This is a genomic window from Streptomyces sp. CNH189, from assembly GCF_000527195.1.
The window spans coordinates 1-23,799 of record NZ_AZUS01000029.1 but is presented as its reverse complement, the minus strand read 5'-3'; the positions used below and the strand labels follow the sequence as shown (position 1 = coordinate 23,799).

The following is a 23,799-nucleotide window of genomic DNA, read 5'->3' as shown; positions in this document are numbered from 1 at the left end:
TCAGTTGGCCCCGAGGAACGCGACGAACTGCGACCAGCCGTTCCGGCCCACAGTGAATGGCCGACGCATCACTTCCTTGGAGTCCCATACGTGGACGGTCTGTTCAGTGACGGAGACCTCAACGCAGTTGTCACCGGCCGTGCCGCTGTAGCTGGACTTGAACCAGGCCAGTTGCGTGCCGCTCATAGCTCTCCTCTGATCCGCTCCAGCAGGCCCACGGAGTCGTGAGGGGTGAGGGCCTGTGCGCGGAGTGTCGCATACCTCCGGTGCAGGACGGCAGCCTGCTTTGATCAGCGATCAATCCGCTCTCCCGGCCTTCGGAGTAGGCCAGAGATCTCCCATTACTTCTGCGACCGCCCTGGAGCCACTGGCGCGACCAAGGCGAGAACCCCGATGGTGTGCGGCCCCGGCGCAGGAGGCCGCAACCGCTGGCGCTCCTCTAAACGGTGATGCCCGCAACCTCGGCGGCGATCTTCCGGCCGCCGCCCGCCGGATATTCCGCCCCGTCCGCTCCGGCACCACTCCCATGCGCGACCCCGTCAGCCGGTGACGCCCCCCGGTTCCGCGGCCGGACCACAGGAAAGGCCGGAGGGCAGCGGGGCCGTGCACCGCGAGGCAAGGAGCCCCGCACGCCGCACAGGGGTGCCACGAGAACACAGGAGCACGCAAGGCCTCCACCGGCGACGGAAAGCTAGGCCCCTAGGGGTTGAAGGTATCCCGGCATCCTGCCAGGATGGTCGGCGATCGCTGGGCAAGTTGCCCTGCGCGCAGCCTATTGGGGGAACTCGTGATCCACATCGCACTCGGGCCCATCCGCTACGTCAACCCGAAGGAGGACCAGCTCGGGCGGGACCACGTCGGCTGGGACCCGGCCATGGACGACGAGGCGCTGTTCCGGGCCAACCGGGGCTGCTGGGTCCTCGGTGAGCGCGCCGAGAAGGAGCAGTACGCCCTGCTCTCCGCCGACGGCGAGGTCCGCATGGCCATCGAGATCGACAAGCTGGTGCCGGTGGCCGGGGGACGCAAGGCCATGGAGGGCCGGTTCCTCGAGCCGGGCCACGAGGTCTACGACGCCTACGTCAAAGGCGAGCCCCCCGTCACAACCCACCGCAACCCCATCGCCTACTTCGCGTCCCCGCACGACGCCCGCATGTGCCAGTGCGGCTGCGGAGAGTCCGTCTCCACCGGCTGGTTCCTCATCGGCCACGACCAGAAGGCGCTGCACTCCCGGGTCGCCAAGATCGGCACCGTGCGCGAGTTCATCGACTGGTTCGACAACACCTACGTCGAACCGGCGGCCGAGTAACCGCCTGACCGCCCCGGCCCCGGCGAAGGACACGCGGCACTCGACCACTCACGGAGCAGACCCCTCATGCCCTACGCGGCCGACGACACCCGTAAGGTCCAGACGGCGGTCCTCGACGGGGCCGACTCGGACCGGCCCGTGTTCCTGCCGTACGACCACGACGACTTCGACGACTTCATGCGGACCCGCACGCGTGAGGACTTCTACTGCGGCACGCTGCTCGGCGGTTGCGGCAAGCAGCTGACCGCCAAGCGGTACACGGACAAGAAGTGCCACTTCGCCCACCGTCCGCCGGTGCACTGCCGTCGTACGCGGACCGACGAGGCCAGCGCCGACCACCTCTACATCGGTCAGGCACTCGGGCGGTGGCTGGCGCGGGAGGGACAACGGGACACGGACATCACGTACCCGGACCTCGGTTCGGGCCCCGGTGGCGCCGTCGTAGTGCGGTTCGGGGCGGGGCGGCGTCTCATCCGCGTGCAGCTGTCCCACCTGCCCATCGCCGCGTGGGAGGCGGCCCGCGCAGAACTCTCCGGCACGCATCAGAACGTCCAGTGGGCCTACGGACCGCACAGCGGCCTCGGGCACGGTGAGGCGCAAGCCGCTGGACAGGCCGTCCGCTTCACCTGCCGCACCGAAGGCGGGAACCGTGTGGTGTACGTCGGGACGCAGGACACGGACCGCACCATCGAGTGGACCACTTTGGACCGGTGCCGGCTGACGGACGAGGGGATCGCCGTGCCCCGCCCCGTCGGCAGCGCGGCCACGGTCGTCTTCCCCCTCGCTCCCGGCAGTGTCGCCTTCACCGTCACGGACGAGGAGACCACTTCGGACGGTCCCACCCGCCTTCTGTACCAGGCCGACATCCAGCCCACCGGCGCGGCCGTGGTCCGCGCCCGGGTCTCCCTCCCCCGCTCGGTCGCGCCGCCCCAAGCCCACCGGCTTCACGTCCTGGACGGCACGCCGCGTCTCCATCCTCCCGGTGTCCCGGCCGAAGGTGCCTGGCTCATCCGGGCCGACGGCTTCACCTCGCTTCCCACGCCGACGGACTCCCGCTGGCCGGGCCTGCGCCCCGCCCCCGTTCCGAACCCCGCCCCGGAAGGCCGGCGTGACTCCCGGGGGTTCACCGCCGGGACGACCAGGGTGGGCGGCGAGTACGGCCATCTAACACCCCAGGAATTCTCGAAGCTGAACAGGTCACAACGGCGGAGGTACTGGCAGAAGGTCAGACAGCGCACCCTGGCCGAGCAGAGTGCGCAGGCGGCCTCCGGCAAGCCGCCGGTACGGTCGGGCAAGGCCTTTCCGTGGGCCGCTCCCGGGATCACCAAGCACGACGTGGTGAAGGCCGTGCGTGGCGCCTTGGTCTCGGCTGCGCGCCGCCAGGTCTGCGTCGGCTGGCACACACTCGGCGAGGCCGCGGGACTCAAGCCGGACGACCTCTCCGACCTGGCACGCACCTCGATCCTGGTGGCCGTCGACCATGCAGCCGGCCCCGAGGGCGTACTGCTCTCCTCACTCGTGGTCTCCTCGCGCAACGCCCCCGTCCCGTACTTCGACGAGATCCTCGGCCGCCTCGGCCGCCCGAGCGGCCTGCGGCCCATCGAGCTCGGCCAGGTACGGAAGACGGAGCAGGCCCGCGCCTTCGCGGCCTACGCCCACCCGCCGGATCACGGGAGTGCCTGAACGGCAGAGCGACCCTGCACTGCCGGGCGGGGAACGCGCGCTCCGAAGGCGTACGCCGCATCGGCACGGGCCTCACGAACGCCTGCGCCTGGTCGGTCGACGTCTGGGTAACCTTCCGTTCTCGGACTGAACATCGGACTCCCGTACCACGCACAGTGAACGTCCGTACGGTGACTCGACGTACGAACCGCACTCCTGGCGCAAGCCCCTCACACGCCGTCACGCTGGTCTCATGAACGTGAGCACGCCCCACATTCCCACCGCCGCCAGGACGTTCGCCCAGCAGCTGTCGTCCACACGTCGAGGCGCGCGGCTCGCCCGCCTGTTGGCGGCGGCGGAGTTCCGCGCCTGGGAAGTATCACCGTACGTAGCCGAGCGCGCGGAACACATCGTGGCCGAGCTGGCCGCCAACGCGGCGTTGCACGGCCGGGTCCGGGGCCGGGACTTCCGCCTGGAGCTCCGCTCCGAGCCGGCATCCGGCCTCCTCCGGATCGAGGTGACCGACGCGGGCGGGGGCCACCCCCCCTTCCCCTTGACGGACTTCACCACGCCACCGGAGGCGGAGTCGGAGTCGGGCCGGGGTCTCCTTCTCGTCACCGCCCTGGCCGACCGCTGGGGCACGCAGCCGTATCCGCCGAGCGGGAAAACCGTGTGGGCCGAGGTGTCTCACCGGCCGGCGTGCGACGCGTCGCCGCGCCCTGCGGAGCCACGCGTCGTGCGGAGCGGCCCGAAGTGAATGTCCTGAGTCCGGCACTTCATCCCCACGCACGTACCGGCGCTCCGTTGAGGTCTCTCGGGCAACTCGGGTGAGCCGTCGACAGAAGGCGTACTCACCCGCGGTCCGTGCACCTGTCCACCCCACGCACGTACCGGCGCTCCGTTGAGGTCTCTCGGGCAACTCGGGTGAGCCGTCGACAGAAGGCGTACTCACCCGCGGTCCGTGCACCTGTCCACGGTGCCAGGACGACGAAGTCGGTCAGTCCCCGCTGCCGCCGCACCTCACGTACAGGCCGGCCGCGACGAGCGGAGCGGCCTTGACCAGTTCCTGCACTCATGGCGCCACCGTGTGGCTCGTGCTGTTCACGACCCGCAGGAGTGATCGCCCGGCTTCATCCGATCTCACACGGGTGGGGGCGAGTTCCCGTGACATGCGAGTGGCCCTCGCAAATACGCAGCTCTGAAAGAGGAATGACGCGGCCACAGGGGCAATCCGGCCGCTCAGAACTGTGTGGCCTTGTGGTGTGAGCGTCGCTGTCCGGTCCGGCGGTTCGGCGGGGCGCACAGAGGCAGGGACAATCCGAGGCTCCGGCTGTTGACAGTGCTAACACGCAACCGTCATGCTTTCACTGGTAACGGGGGAACCGAGCTCTGCTGGTCCGTCCGACCGCTTGAAACCTGCCGGCGGCAACGCCCCCATCACCATCGATTACCCCCGGGAGAGACCGTGGCTCCGCAGAACCAGCCGTACACCGCACCCGGCATACGACCGCTGCGCAAGCGCAAGAGACTGTGGGCCGTCGGCGCCGCCCTTTTCGCGCTGGGGGCGATCGGCGGCACCCAGTCCGCACAGGACGAGGTGGACGCCGCTCAGGCATTGGCCGCCAAGCCCGTGCCGACCGTCACGACCACCGCGACGGCCACCGTGACCGCCACCCCCGAACCGAAGCCCGCCCCTACGGTCACCAAGACGAAGAAGGTCACGACCCCTGGCCCGACCGTCACCGTCACCAAGACCGCCCGGGCCGCCGGCACCGGTGACAGTGTCGGCAGCAGCAGCGACAGCGACTCCGGCACCTGCTCCATCGTCTCCAACGCGGGCAACTGCTACCAGGCGGGGCAGTACTGCCGGAACAGTGACCACGGAGCCACGACCACGACCGCGGGCGGCGCTCGGATCACGTGCACGTACCGGTCGAACGCCTGGCGCTGGGCCTAGTCCTGACGGTGCCGCCTACAAGGGCGGCTTGGCGCCCGGGACCCAGTCGAAGCCGAAGCCGTACGCGTGGTCGATGAGTTGCTGATTCGACAGGTACGGCTCGGCGGTGAACCAGCGGACTTCACGCCGCAGGTCCAAGGCGTTCCCGCCCCGCCCCGGTGTGACCAGGGCGATGGCGCAGGACGTGGATCCGGCAGGGGAATCGTCCAGGTGGATGCGCCAGGTGCCCTCCGGCGCGCCGACGGTGACGACGCCTCCCAGCGTGCGGAAGTCGGCCGCGCCCTCATAGAGGTACACGTAGGCGAGCAGCTTGGCGAACTGGTGCCGGTGCTCGAGGCTGATGCGGAGGGTTTCGCCGTCCGAGCTCTCGCCGGTCCGGTCGTCCTGGTCGAGACTGACGTAGGGCCAGGCGTCGAGGTCACCGAACTGTGCGCCGAGAGGTTGCACCGCGGTGCCCAGTCCGTCACGGGTCAGCACCAGGCACCCCAGGTCGAGGTCCGCCTCCGACGTGACCGACCAGTTGAGGTTCATCCGGAGAACCCCTCGGCCCGTGATCGCGGCGCGAGGCGTCTGCTTGGTGAGCTCCACGGGACGCACCGGTGACCCCCACTGGGTCCGCGTCGCCGCGCCGGCGGCCCCCCTTCCTCCGGTCAGGTCGATGACCGTCCGCCGCCTGCCGTCACCGCTCAACTCATGCCCCTATACCCCAGCAACCTACGCAGCTGTCTTACGCCACGCCGTCCACGCCATGTGATCGTCGTCTATTATTGCCCGATCAGTGAAGGAGATGTGAAGGTTCCTGTCACTTCGTTCATGCGGCAGGGGTACGTGAGGCGCGCCGTCGCCCTGTTCCCGCCGCGCTCGGCTCTGTACAAAGTCCCGGCTTCACCGGGCAAGGGTGGGGAATGTTCACGGGGACACATTTCGACAAAGGGGTGACGGCACGTCACCTCGAGGACGCGGCGCAGAATCCTGCGCTCGCCCCACGCGCGGAAGAACTGCGCGCACTGGCACAGGCACTCGACTCCACCGACGTGGATGCCCTCGACGCCTGGGCCGATCTCGACCTGATGACCCACTTCGCCCGGCCCGAGAGCATCGCCGAACCGGTGGACGCCCGTAAGGGCGAACAGCTCGACTCGGCGCTGGACTGGGTGCTGGGAGCGCTGGTCTTCCTGCCGTTGCTCTTCACCTGGTTCGGTCTGTGGCAGGCGTCGAGTGCCTACGGGGCGCTCACCGGGGACGATCCCAAGGCCGCGGGCCGTCCGTTCCTGCAACTGTGGCAGTCCGGGTTCGACGGGCACCTGAGCGAGACGTACCGCTTCGGTCACGTCGCCGTGGGCGGGTGCCTGGCCCTGGTGATGCTGTTCCTTCTCACGGCCGTCCACGGTTACCGGCGTACCGGCGCCGAACGGCGCGAGGAGCAGGCCCGCGGGCGGGCCGGCGCGGCTATGGCCCGTCTGGTCCCCGTCCTCACGCGCGCCCAGCTTTCGCTCAACGAGCACCGGTTCGCCTCACCTCAGCGTTTCGCAGCAGAGCTCAACTCGGCGGCCGGACGACTGCAGCGGATGCACACCAAGGCCATCACCACGCAGGAGGCGCTCAGTCGAGCCGCCGAAATGGTCAGCGAGGCCGCGGACAAGGCGGAGCGGCGTCTCGCCCAGGCGGAGGCATACGTACGCCCCATCGAGCAAGTCGTGCTGCGCATCGAGGAGAGCGTGCGCGACAGCGGCACGGCCCTTCAGGCGGCCGTCCAGGGGCTGGACGACCCGCTGACGCAGGCGGGCCGCCAACTGGCCGACGCGGTCAGGGGACAGACCGGTGTCCTGGACAAGGCATTGGAGGATCTGAGGACGGCCGGCGACAGCATGCGCGACGTCCTGTCCCGTGCGGCGGACCGGCTGGAAACGGCGGTCGGTGACAACGGTGAGCGCGTGCGTGACGCGCTGTCGGACGCTGCGCGGCAGGTCGAGGACTCGCTGACCGTGCTGGCCGCCTCCCAGCGTGGATTCACCACCGGCATCGAGGTCGTGGCGGACGTCAACGGCCGTCTGCTCAACGACCTAGGTTCGGTGGCCGATCGAACCGGTGAGGCCGCCGATGCGTCACGGGAGGCTCTGGCTGGTATGGAGGCGCGCAGCCGCGCCGTGCAGGAGGCGACGGACCGCTTCGTCACCGTCACCGAGACCCTGGAACGGGCGCTTCGCGAAACGGAGGCCGCACGGAACAAGGCCGAGGACGCCCGGATCGAGGCAGAAGCAGCTCGCAGCGAGGCCGAGACGGCGCGTGCGGGTGCCGAGGCGGCCCAGCGGCGCGCGGAGAGCGATCTACGGCAGGCCGAGCAGCTGCGGGCCGGGATCGGACCGGCTCGGTGAGCCCTCTGAAGAGGCGTTTCCGGTTCACACCGCTTCACTTGGCCGGGTGGCTCTTCGCCGACATGTTGCTCGTGCTTGCCCTGGTGTCGATGGGAGACCGCGGTGACCCTCTCGCCGCGCGCCCGGAGACCGAGCCCTCCAAGTCGGCGGTGGCCACGCCGTCACCCGAACCGAGCCGGACGCCGATCGGACCACGGTCGGTGGCACGCAAGCCGGTGACGGTCCGTCTGACCGCAGCCGTCGGCGACAGCACGCGGATGGTCGAACAGCTCCGTGCCGCAACCACCCGTTACGAGGGCCGCGAAGCCGCCATCGTCCTGACCTTCGGCCAGGCACCGGAGCCCAGCGACGGCCAGGCGTACGCGCGGGACGTGAACAAGGCCCTGCGGAAAGCGCGACCGGACATGTTCACCGACGCGACGACGCGGGACTTCTGGAACGGCGGCCCCTCGGGCTCGGCCGATCTGGAGATCTACTTCTACACCCGTTGACGGCTACGCCGTCTCATCAGCCCAGGAGAAACAGCTCATGCAGCTCCTTCCCTTCTACATGGTGTGCGACGAGTCCGGCTCCATGGCCGGCGGCGGCGTGGACGCCATCAACGCGGCGTTGCCCGACCTGCACCAGGAGATCAGCACCAATCCGAGTGTCGCGGACAAGACGCGTTTCGCGCTCATCGGCTTCTCCACCCAGGCCTCCGTGCTGCAGCCCCTCGCCGATCTGAGCGAGCTGACGCAACTGCCGTCCCTGTCGGCGGGCGGCGTCACTTCCTTCGGTGCCGCCTTCCGCCTGCTGAAGGACACCATCGAGAAGGACGTCACGGCCCTGAAGAGCGAGGGCCACGACGTCTACCGGCCCGTGGTGTTCTTCCTCTCCGACGGCATTCCTACGGATGAGGGCTGGCGCACCGCGCTCAACGAGCTGAACGCCTTCCGCTACGCGCCGAAGATCATCGCGTTCGGCATCAGCGACGCCGACGCCGCGACGATCACCGAGGTGGCCAACTTCAAGGCGTTCATCCAGCACAACGACTCCATCTCGCCGGCCGTCGCACTGCGCGAGTTCGCTTCCAGCCTCACCCGGTCCATCGTCAGCTCGGCGACCAGCATGGCCGCCCAGGGCGGCGACGGGTTCCAGCTCCAGGTGGACGAGCAGGTGCCCGGGTTCACCAGCCTTTCCCTGGACAAGCTGTGAGCGCCCCGATGCAGTACGGAGAGTACGGGGAAGTTCCCCATGGGGATGTGCCAGGTCCCGACGGACGCGCCCACGATGACGAGCTGGACGCACACTTGGCGGGCCTGCCCACCGGAATCGTCCAGGACACGCGCACGCTCGGGACTGCCGATCCCACGCCGCAGCCCCCGCCTCCGGCGGCAGAGCGCTTCGATCCGGCTCCAGCGGAGCCGGGAGACGTTCCGTCGCGCGGGGCGCCGGCGCACGTCGGCCAACGGCCCCCCAGCTACCCGCCGCACCCGCTTAGATGTCCGTCCGTGCGGGACAGCGACCACTTCGCGGCCCTCACCCCGGCCGTGCTGCTGGACGGGGCCCAGGTCGGACGGCTGACCGTACGGGCGGCGTCCATCCGCGGTGACTCCCACAACTGGGAGGGAAGCTGCCGCCAGGACTCCATGACGGTGACCCGCGTCGGTCCGCCCGGGGCCGAACTGCTGTTGCTGGCAGTCGCCGACGGGGTTGGCTCGGCGAGGCACTCGCACGAAGGCTCGTACCTCGTCACTCGCCAGGCGGCCCTCCACCTGGACCGGGAGGCGGAGAACATCCATGCGGCGCTGATCGCCCGGGACGAGGGTGAGCTCCGCGCGATCGCCAACAAGGCGGTTGCCGGCGCGGTCGGCGAACTGCGCATCGGGCAGGACTACGCCACCACCCTGCACGTCCTGCTGGTGCCGACCGACGCCCGCATCCGCGAGCGTGTCGTCATCAGCGTGGGTGACGGCGGGCTGTTCGTCCTGCTGGACGGGCAGTGGCATCAGACCGATCAGGTGGACGACGGAAGTCTCTTGGACACCCGCACCGAGGCTCTCCCGCACGCCTACCGAAGCGTCAAGGCCAAGCTGCTGTACAGCGAACCGGGTCAGGTTCTCCTCCTAGGCACCGACGGCATCACCAACCCGCTCACCCAGAGGGATCCCGCGTTCGCCCAGCATCTCGCGCACGCGTGGGGCGGGCCGCAAGCACCCTCGCTGTCCGACTTCCTGTGGCAGGCGCAGACACGGGCCAAGTCCTACGACGACGACCGGACCGTCATCTGCGTGTGGGAGGGACCGGAGTGAGCGCGGATGACGGAGCCGACGTCGCACGGTCGTCGCTCACCGTGGGAGAACGGGTCGGCAGCGGCGGCCAGGGTGACGTCCACGCGGTCACGGGCGGCTCCCTCCTGTTCAAGGAGTACAAGGAGCCCTCCAAGGTCAACGGCACCGCCCTCGCCGACCTGGTCGCCTTGCGGCAGGGCCTCGGTCAGGCGGACAGGAGCCGTCTCGACGCCCTTGCTGCCTGGCCCCTGTGCCGTGTGCTCGAGAGCGGCCGAACGCTCGGCTTCCTCATGAGACGCGCCCCCGCCCACATGACCTGGCGGACCGCTGCGGGGACGACGAAACTGGTCGAACTGCAGTATCTGATCCGGCCGCCGAAGGCGGCCTGGCAGGGCGTCGTTCAGCCGGGCCCGGAGCAGCGCAGGGCTCTCGCGCTGGCCTGCGTCGAGGCGATTGGCTGGTTCCACGACGCCGGGCTCGTGATCGGTGACATCTCACAGGCCAACGTCCTGTGGTCCCTCTCGCCCGAGCCCGCCGTCCACTTCCTCGACTGTGACGGTTTCCGCCGTGTAGGGCGGGCGGCGGTCCAGGCCCAGGCCGCCACACCGGACTGGAACGATCCGCTCGCGCCCTCCACCGACGCGACGGTGGACACGGACGCCTACAAGACCGCCCTGGTGGCGGGGCGCATCGTCGCCCAGCAGCCGTACGTCCTTCCGGGCCAGGACCTGCAGCCTGTTCCCGGCTGCCTCAACGAGCGCCAGACCGACGGGGTGCGGAGGCTCTTCGCGCAGGCCGCGGGCGAGCGGGGTACCCGGCCTCGGCCCAGCGAGTGGCAGACCGCACTCGGCGAACGTGGCGTCATCACGCTCACCGCGGCCACGCCTCGAGTTCGGCCTTCCATCGACCACACGGTCCTCGACGGAGCGCGGGACAGGACACCGATCAGGCTGCGGGGGCCTGTCCAGTAGAGAGGGCGGCGGCTTCCTGCCTGGCGCGGGAGCCGCCGTCCCGGGTCAGGCCGACGCCGTTTCCCAGCGATAGGCGCCGACGGATGCGTCGTACGGACGCAGCAGCGGCTCAAGTTCGGCGCGCACCAGGTTGGCGTCCGCCGGCGGCAGTTCCAGTGACGCCCGCCGCATGCGGACACTCCATGTCGCCGGGTCCGGGAAGACCGACAGCCGAGGCACCAGGTCACGCAGGACCAACCCCTCGCGGAATTGCGCCAGGCCGGACACGTCGAGGCGGCATCCCTCCGCGAAGGAGCGGTCGCCGAAGACGACCGGCTCTTCCAAGGCCCGTACGGGACTGGTGACCTGGGCCCGGGCGATCACGCGACCTAGGTCTCGGGTGGGGTTCCGGAAGCAGCCGCGCGTCGTGTACAGGAAGACCTCGTCGCCCTCCTCCAGCGTCCGCGCCGACTTGGCCCGCCCGCGCGGGAACGCCATCCGCTGCTCGGTCACCACCCAGCTCAAGGCGGCCCGGTCTCCAATGATCAGCAGGTGCGCGGACGACATGCCGTTCACCTTACCGAGGCACCCGACAGCCGACCGCCGTCCTGCCGGTCAGAGGCCCGCCCGCTCCAGCAGCACCAGAAGCGCCTGCGGCTTCACCGTCTGCACCGACCGCACCTGCCCGAGCCCCAGTTCGTCCCGGCTCACGGGGGCGCGGTACAGCGCCCGCGTCGCCGCGGTGAGCAGGGTCGCGCCGACCAGGTAGGAAACATCGGGGTCCTCCGGGTCGTCCCAGGGCTCTTCGTCGACTTCGGCCACCGCGGCGACCGCCGATTCCGGGTGCGTGAAGAAGAACCAGAGGCGGTCGCCCGTCTTCATGCGGTTGCGACGGCTGAGCCAGAGCTCGAGTGCGGGCTCCTCCTCCGCGAGCCGGAGCATCGTCTCCTTGTCGGACGGCTCCCCGTCAAGCGTGTCCTTGTTCGGATTGAGGATGTAGATCCAGTCCGCCACTGCTCCCCCTCGGTCGGCACCCGCGAACCATCACGGGAGCCCGCGTGCACGTCATGTGCTGCCCGCAGCGATTTTTACACCACATGGTGCCAAGTCGCTCCGGCAACCGCAGCATCCCCGTCCCTCGGCAGCGGCGCTGGGCGCACGGGCGCGTTCAGCGGCTGATCCGGTACGAGGCCTTCCTGCGTACACATATTCGAGGACCGTGAATATTAGTCAGCGTGTTGACGTCATTCACAGGATCACGTCATCGTTGATGCAGCAACACGCCGTCCCATCAGTCCCAAGCACACCCTCCATCAGCACTGGCGTAGAAGGAGCAACTCGTGATCCGCCCTCCACAGACCTCTGCCGACTCGCTCGCCGACCGCCCGGTCTCGGTACGGGAGCTTCTCCTCGCCCGGCTCGACGGCTCGGATCTCACTCCGGAGGTACGGTCCCTGCTGCGCGAACTGCTGCCCGACGAGCGGGCCAGGAACAGCGAGGGCCGGGCCGGGCCGGTGCAGCTGCGTTCCATCACCGCCGCCGGTTGGCGCGGCATCGGCCCGCGTACCACGCTCGAACTGCCCCCCGGCCCTGGGCTCGTGGTCGTGGCTGGGCCCAACGGCTCCGGCAAGTCGAGCTTCGCCGAGGCGGCGGAGACTGCCCTGACGGGACGCAACTCCCGGTGGGAGAGGCGCCGGGCCGGTGACTGGAAACAGGGATGGCGCAACCTGCACAGCCCCGACGTGGTGCCCGAGGTATCCGTCGAACTGAACGTCGGCGAGCACGGTGAACCCGTCACTGTGCGCAGGGCCTGGCACGGAGCCAAGGTGGACGAGGCGCGCACACACGCCGAGGGGCCCGACGGCTCGGAGCGGGAGCTGGACGAGATCGTCGACGCCGACGCGCTCGACCTCGCCCGGCCCTTCCTGCCGTACAGCGAACTCGGTTCGATGATCAACGGCACGCTCTCCGACCTGCACGATGCCTTCTTCAAGCTCCTCGGTCTTGAGCTGCTGGCTGAGCTCGACGAACGCGTCAAGGATGCGGTGAGCGAGTGCGAGAAGGCCGACAAGCACGAGAAGCTGCGCACGGAACAATTGCGCCGCGAACTGGCCGAGCTGGACGACCCCAGGGCCCGGGACGCGGCGGAGGCGCTGTCCGGCAGTCGGCCGGACACGGACAGAGTGCGGACACTGCTCGCGAGCCGGTCCTCGACGGCCGAGGCGGAACTGGCGGGGTTGCGACGACAGGCGGGCCTCACCGGTCCCGATCTGCGCGAGGTCTCCGGTGCTGTCACGCGGCTGCGTGAGGCGGCGGCTGGCGCGGAGGACGCCCGGCACGGCAGCGCGGAGAACGCCCGGCGTCTGGCCATGCTGCTGGAGGCGGCTCTGGACCACCGGAGGCGGTCCCCGTCCCTGGACTGCCCGGTGTGCGGCAACGCCGGACAGCTCGACCAGGCATGGGCCGAGCGGGCGCGGGCTGAGGTGGAGCGGCTCCAGCGGGAGGCGGTCGAGGCCGAGACCGCTCTGCAGGAGGTCACCAAGGCCCGGCAGGCACTCCATGACGTGATCGAACCGGTCCCAGTGTGGCTGCAGACGCACGACTCGCCGCTCGCCGAGCTCTGGCGGCAGTGGGCGCGGTGCCGGAGCGTCACCGATGCCACGGAGCTGGCCGGCCTGGCCGAGCGAGCCGCCGTCGCCCTGGACGAGGCGTGCCGGCAGGTACGGGAGGACTCGGTCCGTCGGCTGGCGGACCAGGACGGCGAGTGGCAGCCGATGGCCGTTCGGCTCACCGACTGGCTGGCCGTGGCGGAAGCGGCCGAGGCCGCCCGCGCCCGCCGCCCCTACGTGAACAAGGCGCGTGCCTGGCTGCGGACGGTCATCAACGAGCTGCGGGACGAGCGGCTGCGTCCCTTCGCCGAACGCTCGCAGGAGGTGTGGTAGCAGCTCTGCGAGCACAGCAGCGTCACGCTGGGCTCCGTCACCCTGGCCGGCACTCCCGGTCGGGGCAGGGTGGAACTGGGCGTCACCGTCGACGACATGACCGCGCCCGCGTACAGCGTGATGAGCCAGGGCGAGCTGCACTCGCTGGCGCTGTCCCTGTTCCTGCCGCGCGCCACGCATGAAGCCAGCCCGTTCGGCTTCCTGGTCATCGACGACCCCGTGCAGTCCATGGACCCGGAGAAGGTCGAGGGACTGGCCCGTGTGCTCGACACTGTGGCGAAGGACCGCCAAGTGATCGTCTTCACCCACGACACCCGGCTTCAGCAGGCGATCGACCACCTCGGTATCCGCGCCACGGTGCTGCGGGTCACCCGTCAGACCGACTCCGTGGTGGCGGTCGAGACGGTGACCGACCCTGTGGACCAGGCACTTGCTGAGGCGCGCGCCATCTCCCTCGACCGTTGGGTGCCCCAGGACGTGGCCGACCGGGTTCTGCCGGCCATGTGCAGGGGCGCCGTCGAGGTCGCCTGCCTGATGACGGCACGCCGCCGCCTCCGCGACGAGCACGGTCTTTCACTGCGCGAGGTGGAGGAGCGCATCGCGTCTGTGGAACGCACCAAGGAATACGCGGCTCTCGCCCTACTGGGCGACGGGAAGCGGAACGCGCAGAGCGCCGTCGAGCGGATCCGGCAGGGCGGCTGGAAGCTCATCGAGTTGTTCAACTCCGGTACGCACTCCGCTCTGCCCACGGTCGACGACCGCAGGGACCTGGTGTCCGGCACCCACGCTCTGGTGACGGCCATCCTCCGCTCCGGCACCTCGCTCACTCGCGTACCGGCCCCGGCTAATGGCGGAGGTCGGCGATGACGGCCGTCCCGGAAAGGCTTGTCACCGACGCCGACCGACTGCTGCTGCCTCCTGCGGGGGTCGCACAGGGCCTGGCTCCCGGTCTGCGGGCTCGTGCCGCCGCGGTCCTGCTGCGCATGGCCTTGGAGCAGGCGCTCGACACCTACTGGCGGCAGGTCACCCCCCGGATGACCCGGGTGGGCAAGCACCGGATGCTATGTCTGGAGTGGTACGCGGGACGTGACACCGCGCGCCGGTGCCGTACGACGTGGGCGGCGCTCAGCGCGGTCTGCCACTACCGCACGTATGAACTCCCGCCCGCGCCGGCCGAGATCCGGATCCGGCTGGAAGAAGTCACCGCGCTGCTGGCCGTCCTGGACGCCGGGGCGGCAGCGGCACCGGCGGGCCACCGCGCGGAAGCGTGACCGGCGGTTCGGTTCTTTCCGAGGCAAGCGGCGGGGTCGACCGACCGACGCATAGGGTCCTGGAGGAAGCACCAGGGCCCACGGACAAGGAGTAGGTGTGAGCGAGGAGTACGAGCCCCCCTCCGGGACGGCGCGGTATCCGGAGTTCCGGCTGCGACTGCCGGGCGGCGGCCCCGAGGCGCGGGGCCGGCTGCTCACGGAGAAGGGCACGAACGGCAGTCAGAAGTTCGTCGTCCTGGCCGGATCGCCCGGCCGGGCGGAGGTCGTGCCCTCGTTCCCGCACCGCATGCCGTCGTCGTTCCGGCTCCGTCAGCGGCTGATCGCCGAAGGTGTGCTGGTCGCGTCCGCCTCCCGGCCCGGCTGGCTGGAGACGACACGGGACGTCGAATGCAACTCGCCGTCGGCCGCGGCGGAGATCCTGGTCGGGCGCAGCGCCAACGGGTGGACCGAGTGGAAGTCCGCCGCCGACGGGCATCCGCTCGCCGACTATCTCGACCAGGTCTGGTGGGGACGCAGCAGGGCCTGGCTGGTGCGGGGGTCCAACGTCGCCGGTCTCGACCTGGTGCAGCGGCTATGGCTGCCCGAAGGGCTGGTCTCCCTCGCGGCACGTCATCTGCGCAAGGGCATCGAGCAGGGCGTCAGCAAGGACAGGCTGCGCACGGCCGTCGACGAGGACTACGCGTCCACCGCGACGTACAACCAGAAGATGCAGCTGGTCGAGGACGTGCACGCGTTCCTCTCCCGCATGCGGCCCGGCGACACGATGTGCACGATCTCCGGTGGGCGACTCCACGTCGGTGAGATCTCGGGCCCCGCACAGCAGGTCGATTCCGAGGACGGACGGTCCAATCTGCGGCGCCCGGTGGACTGGGCGGCGCAAGGACATCCATACGACGAGCTGCCCGAGGAGCTGCAGCAGCGGCTCTCGGCTCAGCACGACGTGGTCGACCTCACCGTCGTCAAGGACCTGATCGACGGTCTCGGACTGAGTGACCAGGACCTGATCGACGAGGCCGAGGCCACCGACCGCGATCCCAGCATCGAGATCCCGGCCCTCACGGCCCGCCGCGAGCTCGAGCTGCCCCGGCCGACGGCGGAGCTGGCCTCCGACCTGCTCGTGCACGACCTGGCGTGGCTGGCGGAGGTGTGTGACCTGCTGTGGGACGAACGCCAGCTGGTGCTCTACGGTCCGCCCGGCACCGGCAAGACGTATCTCGCTCTGAAGCTTGCCGAGTTCCTGGGCGGCGGTCCCGAGCAGGTCAAACTGGTGCAGTACCACCCCTCCTACTCCTACGAGGACTTCTTCGAGGGGTTCCGGCCGCAGGAGGACCCGGAGACCTGCGAGGTGGCCTTCCGGCTCACCGCAGGCCCGTTGCGGGAGCTGGCCGATCTCGCGTCCCGTGAGGGCAACTGGCACATCCCGCACTTCCTGATCATCGACGAGATCAACCGGGCCAACCTGGCGAAGGTCTTCGGTGAGCTCTACTTCCTGCTGGAGTACCGCAGCAAGTCAGTGCGCCTGACGTACTCCGGTGACGACTTCGCGCTGCCGCCCAATCTGTTCGTGATCGGGACGATGAACACCGCCGACCGGTCCATCGCCCTCGTGGACGCGGCGATGCGGCGGCGGTTCGCGTTCGTCGAGCTGTCGCCGCGCACCGAGCCCACCAGTGGGCTGCTGAGACGCTGGTTGAAGCGGGAGGGCAAGGACACCGAGCCGGCCGATCTGCTCGACGCCCTCAACTCGAGGATCGACGAACCGGACTTCCGTATCGGCCCGTCCTACCTCATGAAGAAGGGGACGTACCGGGACGGTGGCCTGGAGAGGACCTGGCGGACGAAGATCCTCCCGCTGCTGGAGGAGCACCACTACGGCGAGGGTGTGGACGTCGAGAAGCGGTACGGGCTCGCGGCGCTGCGGGAGTCGCTGGGGTGACGCGGGTCGTCGAGCTCATCGAGCACGCGCCGGCGGTGAGCGTTGCGCTGCCCCCCGACGTGGGGCGGGCGGTCACCGCTCTGCGGATCGCGGACGCCGTGCCGGACACATACTCCCCCGGGCGGTGGCTACTGCGGGCAGGAAGCAAGGTCGGGGCCGTCACCCTCGCCGTGCCGGGAGGTGGCGAACGGTTCACGCTCCGGATCGTGCCCAAGGTGCCGATCAGCCGTCTCTTCTTCCTGCTCGGCTACAGCCTCGACCCCGCCGGGGCCTGGCGGGACGGCGAGGTGGACGTGACCGAGCACGAGGATCTGCTGCCGGCGCTCGCGCACGCGGTCGAGCGGCAGGTGGACCGGGCGTTGCGGCAAGGACTGTTGCAGGGCTACCGGGTGACCGAGGAAACGTCGCTGGTCGTGCGGGGGCGGATCCGGGAAGCCGAGCAGATACGGCGCCGCTTCGGAGCGGCACTGCCGGTCGAGGTGACGTACGACGAGTTCACGACGGACATCGCGGAGAATCGGATTCTCCGGGCGGCCGTCGAGCGCCTGTTGCGGCTTCCGGATGTGCCACGGGACGTGCGACGGAGACTGCTGTACCAGCGTGCCCGGCTGGCGGACGTCTCGGTACTCGTGCGCGGTCCCACCCTCCCCGAATGGCGTCCGAGCCGGCTCAACGCCCGCTACCACCAAGCCCTGTGTCTCGCGCGGGCCGTCTTGGAGGGCGCATCGCCCGAGCACCGGCCGGGCGGTCTGCGCATCGAGGGATTTCTGTTCGACATGAACAAGCTGTTCGAGGACTTCGTGACGAACGCCCTGAGGGAGGCCCTGAGCGGCTCAGGGCACCTCGCTCGGCTCCAGGACGCCCATCACCTCGACGAGGCGGACACCGTCCGCATGAAGCCCGACTTCGTCCTGTATGGCCCGGACAGCACGCCGTGCGCGGTGGCCGACGCCAAGTACAAGGCGGAGAAGCCCAGTGGGTTTCCGGAGGCTGACCTGTACCAGATGCTCGCCTACTGCACGGCTCTCGGACTGCGGGACGGGCACTTGGTGTACGCCAAGGGCAACGCGGGGCACGCCTCCCATCGCGTGCGGCACGCGGGCGTCGTGCTGCACCAACACGCCCTGGACCTCGACCAGAGTCCGACAGGGCTGCTCGCGGACGTCGCGGAGGTGGCCGCCCTGATGGTGAGTGGCGCCCGCGTATGATCGGCGGGCAGTGACCGTCCGGGGTGGGGAGGGCACGTCGTGCCACAGCTGGCGTTCGCCAACAGTTTCTGGGAGAGCTACGACCTCCTGGAGAAACCGGTGCGGGCCGGCGTGCGCAAGGCGATGCAGAAGTTCCAGCAACTCAGCGTTCCCGAGTTGCAGGCGGACAAGGGCCTGCATCTGGAGTCCGTCGAGAAGGCCCGGGATCCGCGGATGCGCACCATCCGCATCAACGACTTCTGGCGCGGAGTCGTCCTGGCTCCGGACGACGGCAGCGATGTGTTCCTGCTCGTCAACGTCGTCCGGCACGACGACGCCTACACCTGGGCCGCCAAGCGGCTCTACACGACGAACTCCGCGACGCGGGCGCTCGAAGTCCGCAACGTGGTGGCGCTCGAACAGCTGACGCCGCAGTTGGAGAAGGCCGCCGCAGTGGCGCCCTCGTTGCTGTTCGCACGCTACTCGGACACCGTGCTGCGTGAGCTGGGTCTCGACGACCAGGTGCTCCGCGCGGTGCGCACCATCATCGACAAGCCGCAACTCGAGGCCTTTGGCACGCTGTTGCCGGAGGACCAGTTCGAGGTGTTGCAGTACCTGGCGGAGGGATTCAGTCCGGAGGACGTCTACCGCGACGTCGTCGCCGTGCGCCGGCCGGTCGCGTCCGCCCCCGATCCGGACGAGAGCCTCGCCGTCGCGATCGCCAACACCACGAGCCGGATCACGCTGGTCACCGGTCCGGACGAACTCGCCGACATCCTGGAGAAGCCGTTCGCGGCCTGGCGGGTCTTCCTGCACCCCTCGCAGCGTCGGGTTGCCTACCGGGTGTCCTACAGCGGCCCCGTGCAGGTCACCGGCGGCCCCGGGACAGGGAAGACAGTCGCCGCCCTGCACCGGGTCAAGCATCTGCTCGACCGCTCCGCGGACAGCCGGATCCTGCTCACGACGTACACCAACGCCCTGGCGGCCGCCCTGCGGGAGAATCTGTCGCTGCTCCTGGACGGTGACGAGGAGCTGCTGGAGCGGGTGGACGTGACCACGGTCAACGCCTACGCGCACGGCGTCGTGGTGCGTCTCGACGGCAAGGCCCCCTCACCCGTCGGTGACCGCGAGGAGCGTCAGGTGTGGCAGCGGGTGGTCAAGAAGCTCGGGTTGCCGTGGACCGAGCAGTTCCTCGCCCAGGAGTACCGGCACGTGGTCCTGGCACAGGATCTGCGTACGGTGGACGGCTATCTCGCGGCTTCGCGGCGCGGGCGGGGCAGCGCGCTGTCCGCCGGCAGGCGGCAGCAGTTGTGGCCGGCGGTCGAGCTGTTCGAGGCAATGCTGCATGAGCGGAAGTGGACGACGTATCTGAAGGTGTGTGCGCGGGCTGCCGAGTTGCTGGCGGCGTCGTCGGCCACGCATGACCATGTGGTGGTGGACGAGGCGCAGGATCTGCATCCCGCGCAATGGCGGGTGCTGCGGGGCGCGGTGGCGCCGGGCAGCGACGACCTGTTCATCACGGGCGATCCCCACCAGCGGATCTACGACGCGAAGGTCTCCCTCGGTTCGCTGGGTATCGCGGTGACCGGGCGCACTCACCGGCTGCGGCTCAACTACCGCAGTACGGAGGAGATCCTGACTTGGTCGACCGGCCTACTGAGTCAGGTGACGGTGGAGGATCTGGGCGGCGACGGCAGCGACACGCTGGCCGGCTACCGCTCGCTGCTGCACGGCCGCAGACCGCAGGTGGCCGGGTACGGGTCGGAACAGGAGGAGGTCGCGGCGCTCGTCGCCCGTGTCCGGGACTGGATCGCCCAGGGCATCCGTCCGTCGGAGATCGGAGTGTGCGCCCGGTTCAACGTTCTGCTCGACAAGGCGTACGACAAGCTGGCGGTCGCCGGGGTGCCCGTGGCCCGGGTCAGGGACAACCCGGGTGCCGATGTGGAGGGGGTTCGGCTCGCCACCATGCACGCGATGAAGGGTCTGGAGTTCCGGTGTGTAGCGGTGCTCGGTGTCACCGCCGGCGCGGTGCCGTTCTCCCGGGAGGTGACGCCGGCCGCCGTGGACGTTCTGCAGCACGAGTCCGACCTGCTGCGGGAGCGATGCCTGCTGTTCGTGGCGTGTACTAGGGCCCGGGAGGCGCTCGCGGTGTCGTGGAGCGGGGCGGTCAGCCCTTTCCTGGCATCGTGAGTCGCGGGCGGCCCGTGGCGCCCGCTTCGCGTCAGTCCTGGGGCCTCAGAGCACCGTTGCCCAGTCCGTCCTGGGCCAGCGCGGCGATCTGACGGCTCAGCTCGGCGACTCTGCGCGAGCGCTCCTCGAACTCCCTGAGTGCACGGAACGCGGATCCGTATCTGCGCTGGGCCTCGATGTCCATCTGGGGGATGCGGGCGCCTTTGCTGTCGAGACGGAAGGTGCCGCTAGAGCTGGTGGAGCGCCGGCTGTTGGCGGTGCTGTGCAGGAATCCCTGGAGGAAGTCGGTGTCGAGCTGGTCGCTGGTCGAGACCGGCTCCGGGTCGCCGAACTCGACCAGGCCCGCCCGCAACAGGTCGGCGATACTGACGCTGGGCCAGTCAAGGATGCTGGTCGGCTCCTCCCCGATCAGCGTCGGCAGCAGCTCCGTCAGCCGGCTTACCTGCTCGGACAGCTCCTGGCGTAGCGTCTCGTACTCGGTTCCATAGTCCCTGTGGGACTCCTCGACATAGCGCCCGGGGGTGAGGTCCACGAGATCGTCCAGAAGGTCAATCTGAGCGACCTCGGTGACTTGCTCGGCACTCGCGTCCAAAGGCCCGTCAGGGTCGTTGGACGTCAGGTCGACCATGCGAACGGTCGTCGCCGAGTCCTCCGACGTCTGCGGACGGCGCAGATGCCATAGATGCACCGGAAGGGCATGAGCCACGGCAGTGCCCGGAGCCAACGCGGTGACCTGCGTCAGGATGCCGCGGCGAACGAGTTCGGCACGAATGCGGCGGCCAGCCTTGCGGTACGCCACCGAGGCAGGCATCACCATGACGACACGACCGCCGGGCGCCGTGTGTGCGTAGGCGTGTTGCAGCCAGGCCAGCTCGCCCTCGGCCCGGGACGGGGTACCGAGTTCCCACCGGGGATCGAGGAGCAGTTCCTCCCGCCCCCAGTCGGTGTCACTGACCGGCGGATCACAGACGACCAAGTCGGCTCTCAGGTCCACCCAACGGTCGTAGCGCAGGGAATCCCCCTGTTTGACGTCGATGTGGGTCTCGGTGGCGAGATCACCCCTCAACTGCGCAAACCGCGCACTGCGGGAGTCGCTCTCCTGTCCGTATCGCCTGACGTCCGGCCCGGAACCGATGGCGAGGAGCAGCGTGCCGATGCCGCATGCGGGGTCGAACAGCACGGCATCGGGGGCGACGTCACCAACGAAATGACGTACGGCGCGGACCAGTCTGGCCGAGGTGACCTGGTCGGAGCCGGCGCGCCGTACGGAATCGGTGAAGCGTTCGGCCAGGGCGCTCACGACATCCGCGGGAGAACGTTCCTCCCCCAGCCGCCGGACCAAGTCGACCGCTTGCTTGGACAGCACAGACGGCTTCGTACCCCTGGGGGTGGCGACGATCTGAGCCACGTCCGCCAGACCGCTGAGGATGTCATCACCGTAGGCGCCGCGCAGTACCTGCCACAGGTGCACCTCGTCGCTGACGTCCTGCCCTTTGCGCTGCTTGTTCAGCCAGGCCTGCACCTCGGCCAGATCGAAGAGGGGACTGTTGGCTCCGCCTCCCGCAGGCGCCGGGAAGTCGTCGTACCGCCGTCTCCAGTTGGACACGGCGGCGCGAGTGACCCCGGCGAGGCGGGCGATCTCGGAACCGGTCACCAACGGGTTCGTCGGACTGGCCGGAGTCTCTGGCATGCGGCCACCGTACACAGAGCAGCTGTCTGCAGCAATACGCGATGGGCGTTGACGGCGTCAACGATGCCTATACGCAGCGCTTGCGACCCAGCCGAGCGTTGCTGCCGTCCGGCGCACCAGGTGTTCGAACCGAGGCTGGGGCCGCCCCAGAAGCGTCATCGCGGCGGCCCGTGCAGCGGAGATGAGTACCGCGACTGCACAGACCAGAGACAGAGCGAATGCCAGTAGTGCGAGCAACGGTTTCTTCGCCTCCCCTCCGAACGGGGCGAGTCGTACGCGCCATCACGCCGACTCTATTCGTGCGGGACGTCCCTCACGTACACGACCCCGTCGATGCGGGGCAGGTGGGACGGGTCCAGCGGGGGCGTAGGCAAAGTACGGGGGGCACGCGTAGGACGGCGGCTAGGTGCCATGCTGCTGCGTTGAGTGGAGCCGCGTCGATCACGTACTGCGGTTCGGGCCTCCACCGCGTTCGGAGGCGGGGCGTCCAGGCCCCGGTGCCTCATCGTTCCGATGACGGTCGGCAGGTAAGCATACTTGTCGCCCAGCCGTGTGCTCAGTGCCCCGACACTCCACCACCCCGCCTTCAGGTTGTCCCACATGCGCATCGCACTCTTGTCCCGCTGCAAGTGACTGTTGTAGACGTAGACCAGCACCGGGCCTCGTGCGACGAGGGCGAGGAGGATGCCGGCCACCATCTCGTCCCGTGTGGCGAGCACCAGTCGCCGTACCAGCCGGCCTGCGGCATTACCACGAGCACGTCGCGGAGGCTATCGGTCTCCGCGACGTCCGTCAGCAAGGTTCAGGACGTGTAGTCGCCGCAGCATCCTTGCAGCAGCCAGAAGGTGGGCCAGTGTTGCCGCCGGTCGGACGGACTCCAGCCGTCCGTAGTCAGCAGGCGGACCTTGACGGTACGGCCGCCCACTGCCGCCGAGCGGACCGACAGGTGCACCTGCCCGTTCCGCGCGATGCGTGACCGCCACGACTTCGGCGCCGCGTCTCATCTTGCACCGAGCGCGTGTCGGTGGCATCCGCGGGGTCCTGGCGACGAACGTCGGTGTGGTCGGTACGAGGGCGCGGATCAGGACGGCGGGGACGAGAAGTACACGGGCTAGGTGACGGCGGCGGTCACAGTGGCTCCCTGCGGTGCTGTTCGTCGCCGCATCAACGGATAGGCGCTAGTTCTGCTCAACCTGCTCTCAGACGGCGTCCACCACAGGTAGCAGTACGGGACAGTCCGCGACTCGGCCGTCCTGGTGGCTCCACCACTGCGCTTTTCCCGCTTGGCACGCAGGCGCAGGCGCCTCAAGGCCACTTTCCCCGCACTTTTGTGCTGTGTAAGTTCACGTGTGTATACGGGTGTTGACGATGTGCGCGTGACGGGGGTTGCGGGATGGTGGGTCACCGGCCGAGTGATTGGCATGTCCTTGCTCTGGACAAGGACCCCACGCCCGGTGACCCCGAGCGGGTGCGGAAGCTCGCGCGGTTCCTGCACGACTTCGCCGACGACGTCTCCGAGGCGTTGCGTCTGGTCAAGGGGATGGCCGGTGAGGGGACGCTGGCGGAGTGGGCGGGGAAGTCGGCGACCGTCTTCAAGGAGGAGTTCTCCGGCGTTCCCAAGAACTTGAAGANGCTGGAGAAGTCGTACGCGATGTGCGGGGACGCGCTCGCGGACTACTGGCCGAAGCTGGAGCGNGCGCAGGCGCTNGCGGACAAGGCTNTGGCGAAGGCGCGTGAGGCGCAGGCGGATCTGACGTCGGCGCAGTCGAAGCTGGCGTCNGCGGAGTCGTGGGTGGGNCGGGCGACGAAGGAGGCCGACAAGTACAAGGACGACCCGACGGGGTCGAAGTCGGACGCGGACAAGCCGGACGAGGCGAAGGTGCGGGCCGCGACCCGGGACGTGCGGAGCGCCAAGAGCGCGCACACGAAGGCGCAGTCGGACGTCACGTCCGCACAGGGCGCGCTGGACGCGGCGAAGAAGATGGCCGCGGACGCGCGGAAGATGCGTGAGGAGGCGGCGCGGGACGCGAAGTCGAAGATCGACGAGGCGTCGGACGCGGGGA

21 protein-coding genes and 1 pseudogene are annotated in these 23,799 nt (G+C 69.4%); 16 read left to right on the top strand and 6 right to left on the bottom strand.

The features are described 5' to 3' along the window. A complete protein-coding gene (locus B100_RS0130675) occupies window positions 1-186 on the bottom strand; it encodes a DUF397 domain-containing protein (RefSeq protein ID WP_024888202.1) in 186 nt (61 codons plus the stop codon). A 601-nt stretch (window positions 187-787) separates the two neighbouring features. Between B100_RS0130675 and B100_RS0130670 the strand changes: the two genes are divergently transcribed. From B100_RS0130670 to B100_RS34485, 4 genes are all read left to right on the top strand, one after another. Further along, window positions 788-1,306 carry a hypothetical protein gene (locus B100_RS0130670; RefSeq protein WP_024888201.1) on the top strand — a complete coding sequence of 173 codons (519 nt, stop codon included), beginning with the start codon at window positions 788-790 and terminating at the stop codon, window positions 1,304-1,306. A 66-nt stretch (window positions 1,307-1,372) separates the two neighbouring features. Further along, window positions 1,373-2,989 carry a hypothetical protein gene (locus tag B100_RS34955; RefSeq protein ID WP_024888200.1) on the top strand — a complete coding sequence of 539 codons (1,617 nt, stop codon included), beginning with the start codon at window positions 1,373-1,375 and terminating at the stop codon, window positions 2,987-2,989. Between the two features lie 232 nt (window positions 2,990-3,221). Further along, a complete protein-coding gene (locus tag B100_RS0130660; RefSeq protein ID WP_024888199.1) occupies window positions 3,222-3,725 on the top strand; it encodes an ATP-binding protein in 504 nt (167 codons plus the stop codon). Between the two features lie 708 nt (window positions 3,726-4,433). Continuing rightward, window positions 4,434-4,925, top strand: coding sequence for a hypothetical protein (locus B100_RS34485; protein ID WP_037723826.1), 492 nt, complete (start codon window positions 4,434-4,436; stop codon window positions 4,923-4,925). 15 nt (window positions 4,926-4,940) lie between these two features. Here the strand turns inward: B100_RS34485 and B100_RS0130650 are convergent, their stop codons facing one another. Continuing rightward, window positions 4,941-5,456, bottom strand: coding sequence for a tellurium resistance protein (locus B100_RS0130650; protein ID WP_051490100.1), 516 nt, complete (start codon window positions 5,454-5,456; stop codon window positions 4,941-4,943). Window positions 5,457-5,860: 404 nt separating this feature from the next. Here B100_RS0130650 and B100_RS0130645 point away from each other — a divergent pair, with 404 nt between their 5' ends. The 5 genes from B100_RS0130645 (at window position 5,861) to B100_RS0130625 (ending at window position 10,541) form a co-directional block, all read left to right on the top strand. Then, window positions 5,861-7,300, top strand: a complete 1,440-nt coding sequence (locus B100_RS0130645) for a hypothetical protein (RefSeq protein ID WP_486585742.1) — start codon at window positions 5,861-5,863, stop codon at window positions 7,298-7,300. 62 nt (window positions 7,301-7,362) lie between these two features. After that, window positions 7,363-7,791, top strand: a complete 429-nt coding sequence (locus B100_RS0130640; protein WP_051490102.1) for a hypothetical protein — start codon at window positions 7,363-7,365, stop codon at window positions 7,789-7,791. Window positions 7,792-7,828: 37 nt separating this feature from the next. Beyond that, complete coding sequence (locus B100_RS0130635; RefSeq protein WP_024888195.1) at window positions 7,829-8,494, top strand: VWA domain-containing protein; 666 nt, start codon at window positions 7,829-7,831, stop codon at window positions 8,492-8,494. Window positions 8,495-8,790: 296 nt separating this feature from the next. Next, window positions 8,791-9,591: a protein phosphatase 2C domain-containing protein gene (locus tag B100_RS0130630; protein ID WP_486585741.1), complete on the top strand. Its 801-nt coding sequence runs from the start codon at window positions 8,791-8,793 to the stop codon at window positions 9,589-9,591. After that, window positions 9,588-10,541 (top strand): hypothetical protein, encoded by a 954-nt coding sequence (locus tag B100_RS0130625; protein WP_024888193.1) that lies wholly within the window; start codon window positions 9,588-9,590, stop codon window positions 10,539-10,541. The genes B100_RS0130630 and B100_RS0130625 overlap by 4 nt, the downstream gene beginning before the upstream one ends. A gap of 45 nt (window positions 10,542-10,586) precedes the next feature. Here B100_RS0130625 and B100_RS0130620 read toward each other — a convergent pair whose 3' ends face one another. Both B100_RS0130620 and B100_RS0130615 read right to left on the bottom strand, forming a co-directional pair. Next, window positions 10,587-11,087 (bottom strand): hypothetical protein, encoded by a 501-nt coding sequence (locus B100_RS0130620; RefSeq protein ID WP_024888192.1) that lies wholly within the window; start codon window positions 11,085-11,087, stop codon window positions 10,587-10,589. A 48-nt stretch (window positions 11,088-11,135) separates the two neighbouring features. After that, window positions 11,136-11,534, bottom strand: a complete 399-nt coding sequence (locus B100_RS0130615; protein WP_024888191.1) for a hypothetical protein — start codon at window positions 11,532-11,534, stop codon at window positions 11,136-11,138. 326 nt (window positions 11,535-11,860) lie between these two features. On the opposite strand from B100_RS0130615, the gene B100_RS37830 reads away from it, so the two are divergent. The 6 genes from B100_RS37830 to B100_RS0130590 all read left to right on the top strand — a co-directional run bounded on the left by B100_RS37830 (window position 11,861) and on the right by B100_RS0130590 (window position 20,046). After that, complete coding sequence (locus tag B100_RS37830) at window positions 11,861-13,462, top strand: AAA family ATPase (protein ID WP_486585740.1); 1,602 nt, start codon at window positions 11,861-11,863, stop codon at window positions 13,460-13,462. Between the two features lie 96 nt (window positions 13,463-13,558). Continuing rightward, entirely contained in the window at window positions 13,559-14,329 is a 771-nt protein-coding gene (locus B100_RS37825; RefSeq protein ID WP_486585739.1) for an AAA family ATPase, read from the top strand. Beyond that, complete coding sequence (locus B100_RS0130605) at window positions 14,326-14,733, top strand: hypothetical protein (protein WP_024888190.1); 408 nt, start codon at window positions 14,326-14,328, stop codon at window positions 14,731-14,733. The genes B100_RS37825 and B100_RS0130605 overlap by 4 nt, the downstream gene beginning before the upstream one ends. Before the next feature lie 97 nt (window positions 14,734-14,830). Beyond that, a complete protein-coding gene (locus B100_RS0130600) occupies window positions 14,831-16,669 on the top strand; it encodes a DUF4357 domain-containing protein (protein ID WP_024888189.1) in 1,839 nt (612 codons plus the stop codon). Further along, a complete protein-coding gene (locus B100_RS0130595) occupies window positions 16,666-17,877 on the top strand; it encodes a 5-methylcytosine restriction system specificity protein McrC (protein ID WP_024888188.1) in 1,212 nt (403 codons plus the stop codon). Before B100_RS0130600 ends, B100_RS0130595 begins: the two co-directional genes overlap by 4 nt. Before the next feature lie 39 nt (window positions 17,878-17,916). Next, window positions 17,917-20,046 carry a UvrD-helicase domain-containing protein gene (locus tag B100_RS0130590; protein ID WP_024888187.1) on the top strand — a complete coding sequence of 710 codons (2,130 nt, stop codon included), beginning with the start codon at window positions 17,917-17,919 and terminating at the stop codon, window positions 20,044-20,046. A 31-nt stretch (window positions 20,047-20,077) separates the two neighbouring features. Here B100_RS0130590 and B100_RS0130585 read toward each other — a convergent pair whose 3' ends face one another. Together B100_RS0130585 and B100_RS37820 are read right to left on the bottom strand one after the other, a co-directional pair. Then, on the bottom strand, window positions 20,078-21,736 hold the full coding sequence (locus tag B100_RS0130585; protein WP_037723823.1) for an N-6 DNA methylase: 1,659 nt from the start codon (window positions 21,734-21,736) through the stop codon (window positions 20,078-20,080). Between the two features lie 685 nt (window positions 21,737-22,421). Continuing rightward, a pseudogene (locus B100_RS37820) lies at window positions 22,422-22,767 on the bottom strand (esterase family protein); the annotation flags it as partial. Between the two features lie 362 nt (window positions 22,768-23,129). On the opposite strand from B100_RS37820, the gene B100_RS0130570 reads away from it, so the two are divergent. After that, a partial coding sequence (locus B100_RS0130570; protein ID WP_037723831.1) for a putative T7SS-secreted protein occupies window positions 23,130-23,799 on the top strand: 670 nt, incomplete at its 3' end.

Bases quoted from the DNA above. Each gene is read 5' to 3' on its own strand.
- B100_RS0130620 (WP_024888192.1), bottom strand. From the start codon at position 11,087: ATGTCGTCCGCGCACCTGCTGATCATTGGAGACCGGGCCGCCTTGAGC.
- B100_RS0130585 (WP_037723823.1), bottom strand. From the start codon at position 21,736: ATGCCAGAGACTCCGGCCAGTCCGACGAACCCGTTGGTGACCGGTTCC.
- B100_RS0130650 (WP_051490100.1), bottom strand. From the start codon at position 5,456: ATGAACCTCAACTGGTCGGTCACGTCGGAGGCGGACCTCGACCTGGGG.
- B100_RS34955 (WP_024888200.1), top strand. From the start codon at position 1,373: ATGCCCTACGCGGCCGACGACACCCGTAAGGTCCAGACGGCGGTCCTC.
- B100_RS0130635 (WP_024888195.1), top strand. From the start codon at position 7,829: ATGCAGCTCCTTCCCTTCTACATGGTGTGCGACGAGTCCGGCTCCATG.
- B100_RS0130675 (WP_024888202.1), bottom strand. From the start codon at position 186: ATGAGCGGCACGCAACTGGCCTGGTTCAAGTCCAGCTACAGCGGCACG.
- B100_RS0130605 (WP_024888190.1), top strand. From the start codon at position 14,326: ATGACGGCCGTCCCGGAAAGGCTTGTCACCGACGCCGACCGACTGCTG.
- B100_RS0130640 (WP_051490102.1), top strand. From the start codon at position 7,363: ATGTTGCTCGTGCTTGCCCTGGTGTCGATGGGAGACCGCGGTGACCCT.
- B100_RS0130660 (WP_024888199.1), top strand. From the start codon at position 3,222: ATGAACGTGAGCACGCCCCACATTCCCACCGCCGCCAGGACGTTCGCC.
- B100_RS37825 (WP_486585739.1), top strand. From the start codon at position 13,559: ATGACCGCGCCCGCGTACAGCGTGATGAGCCAGGGCGAGCTGCACTCG.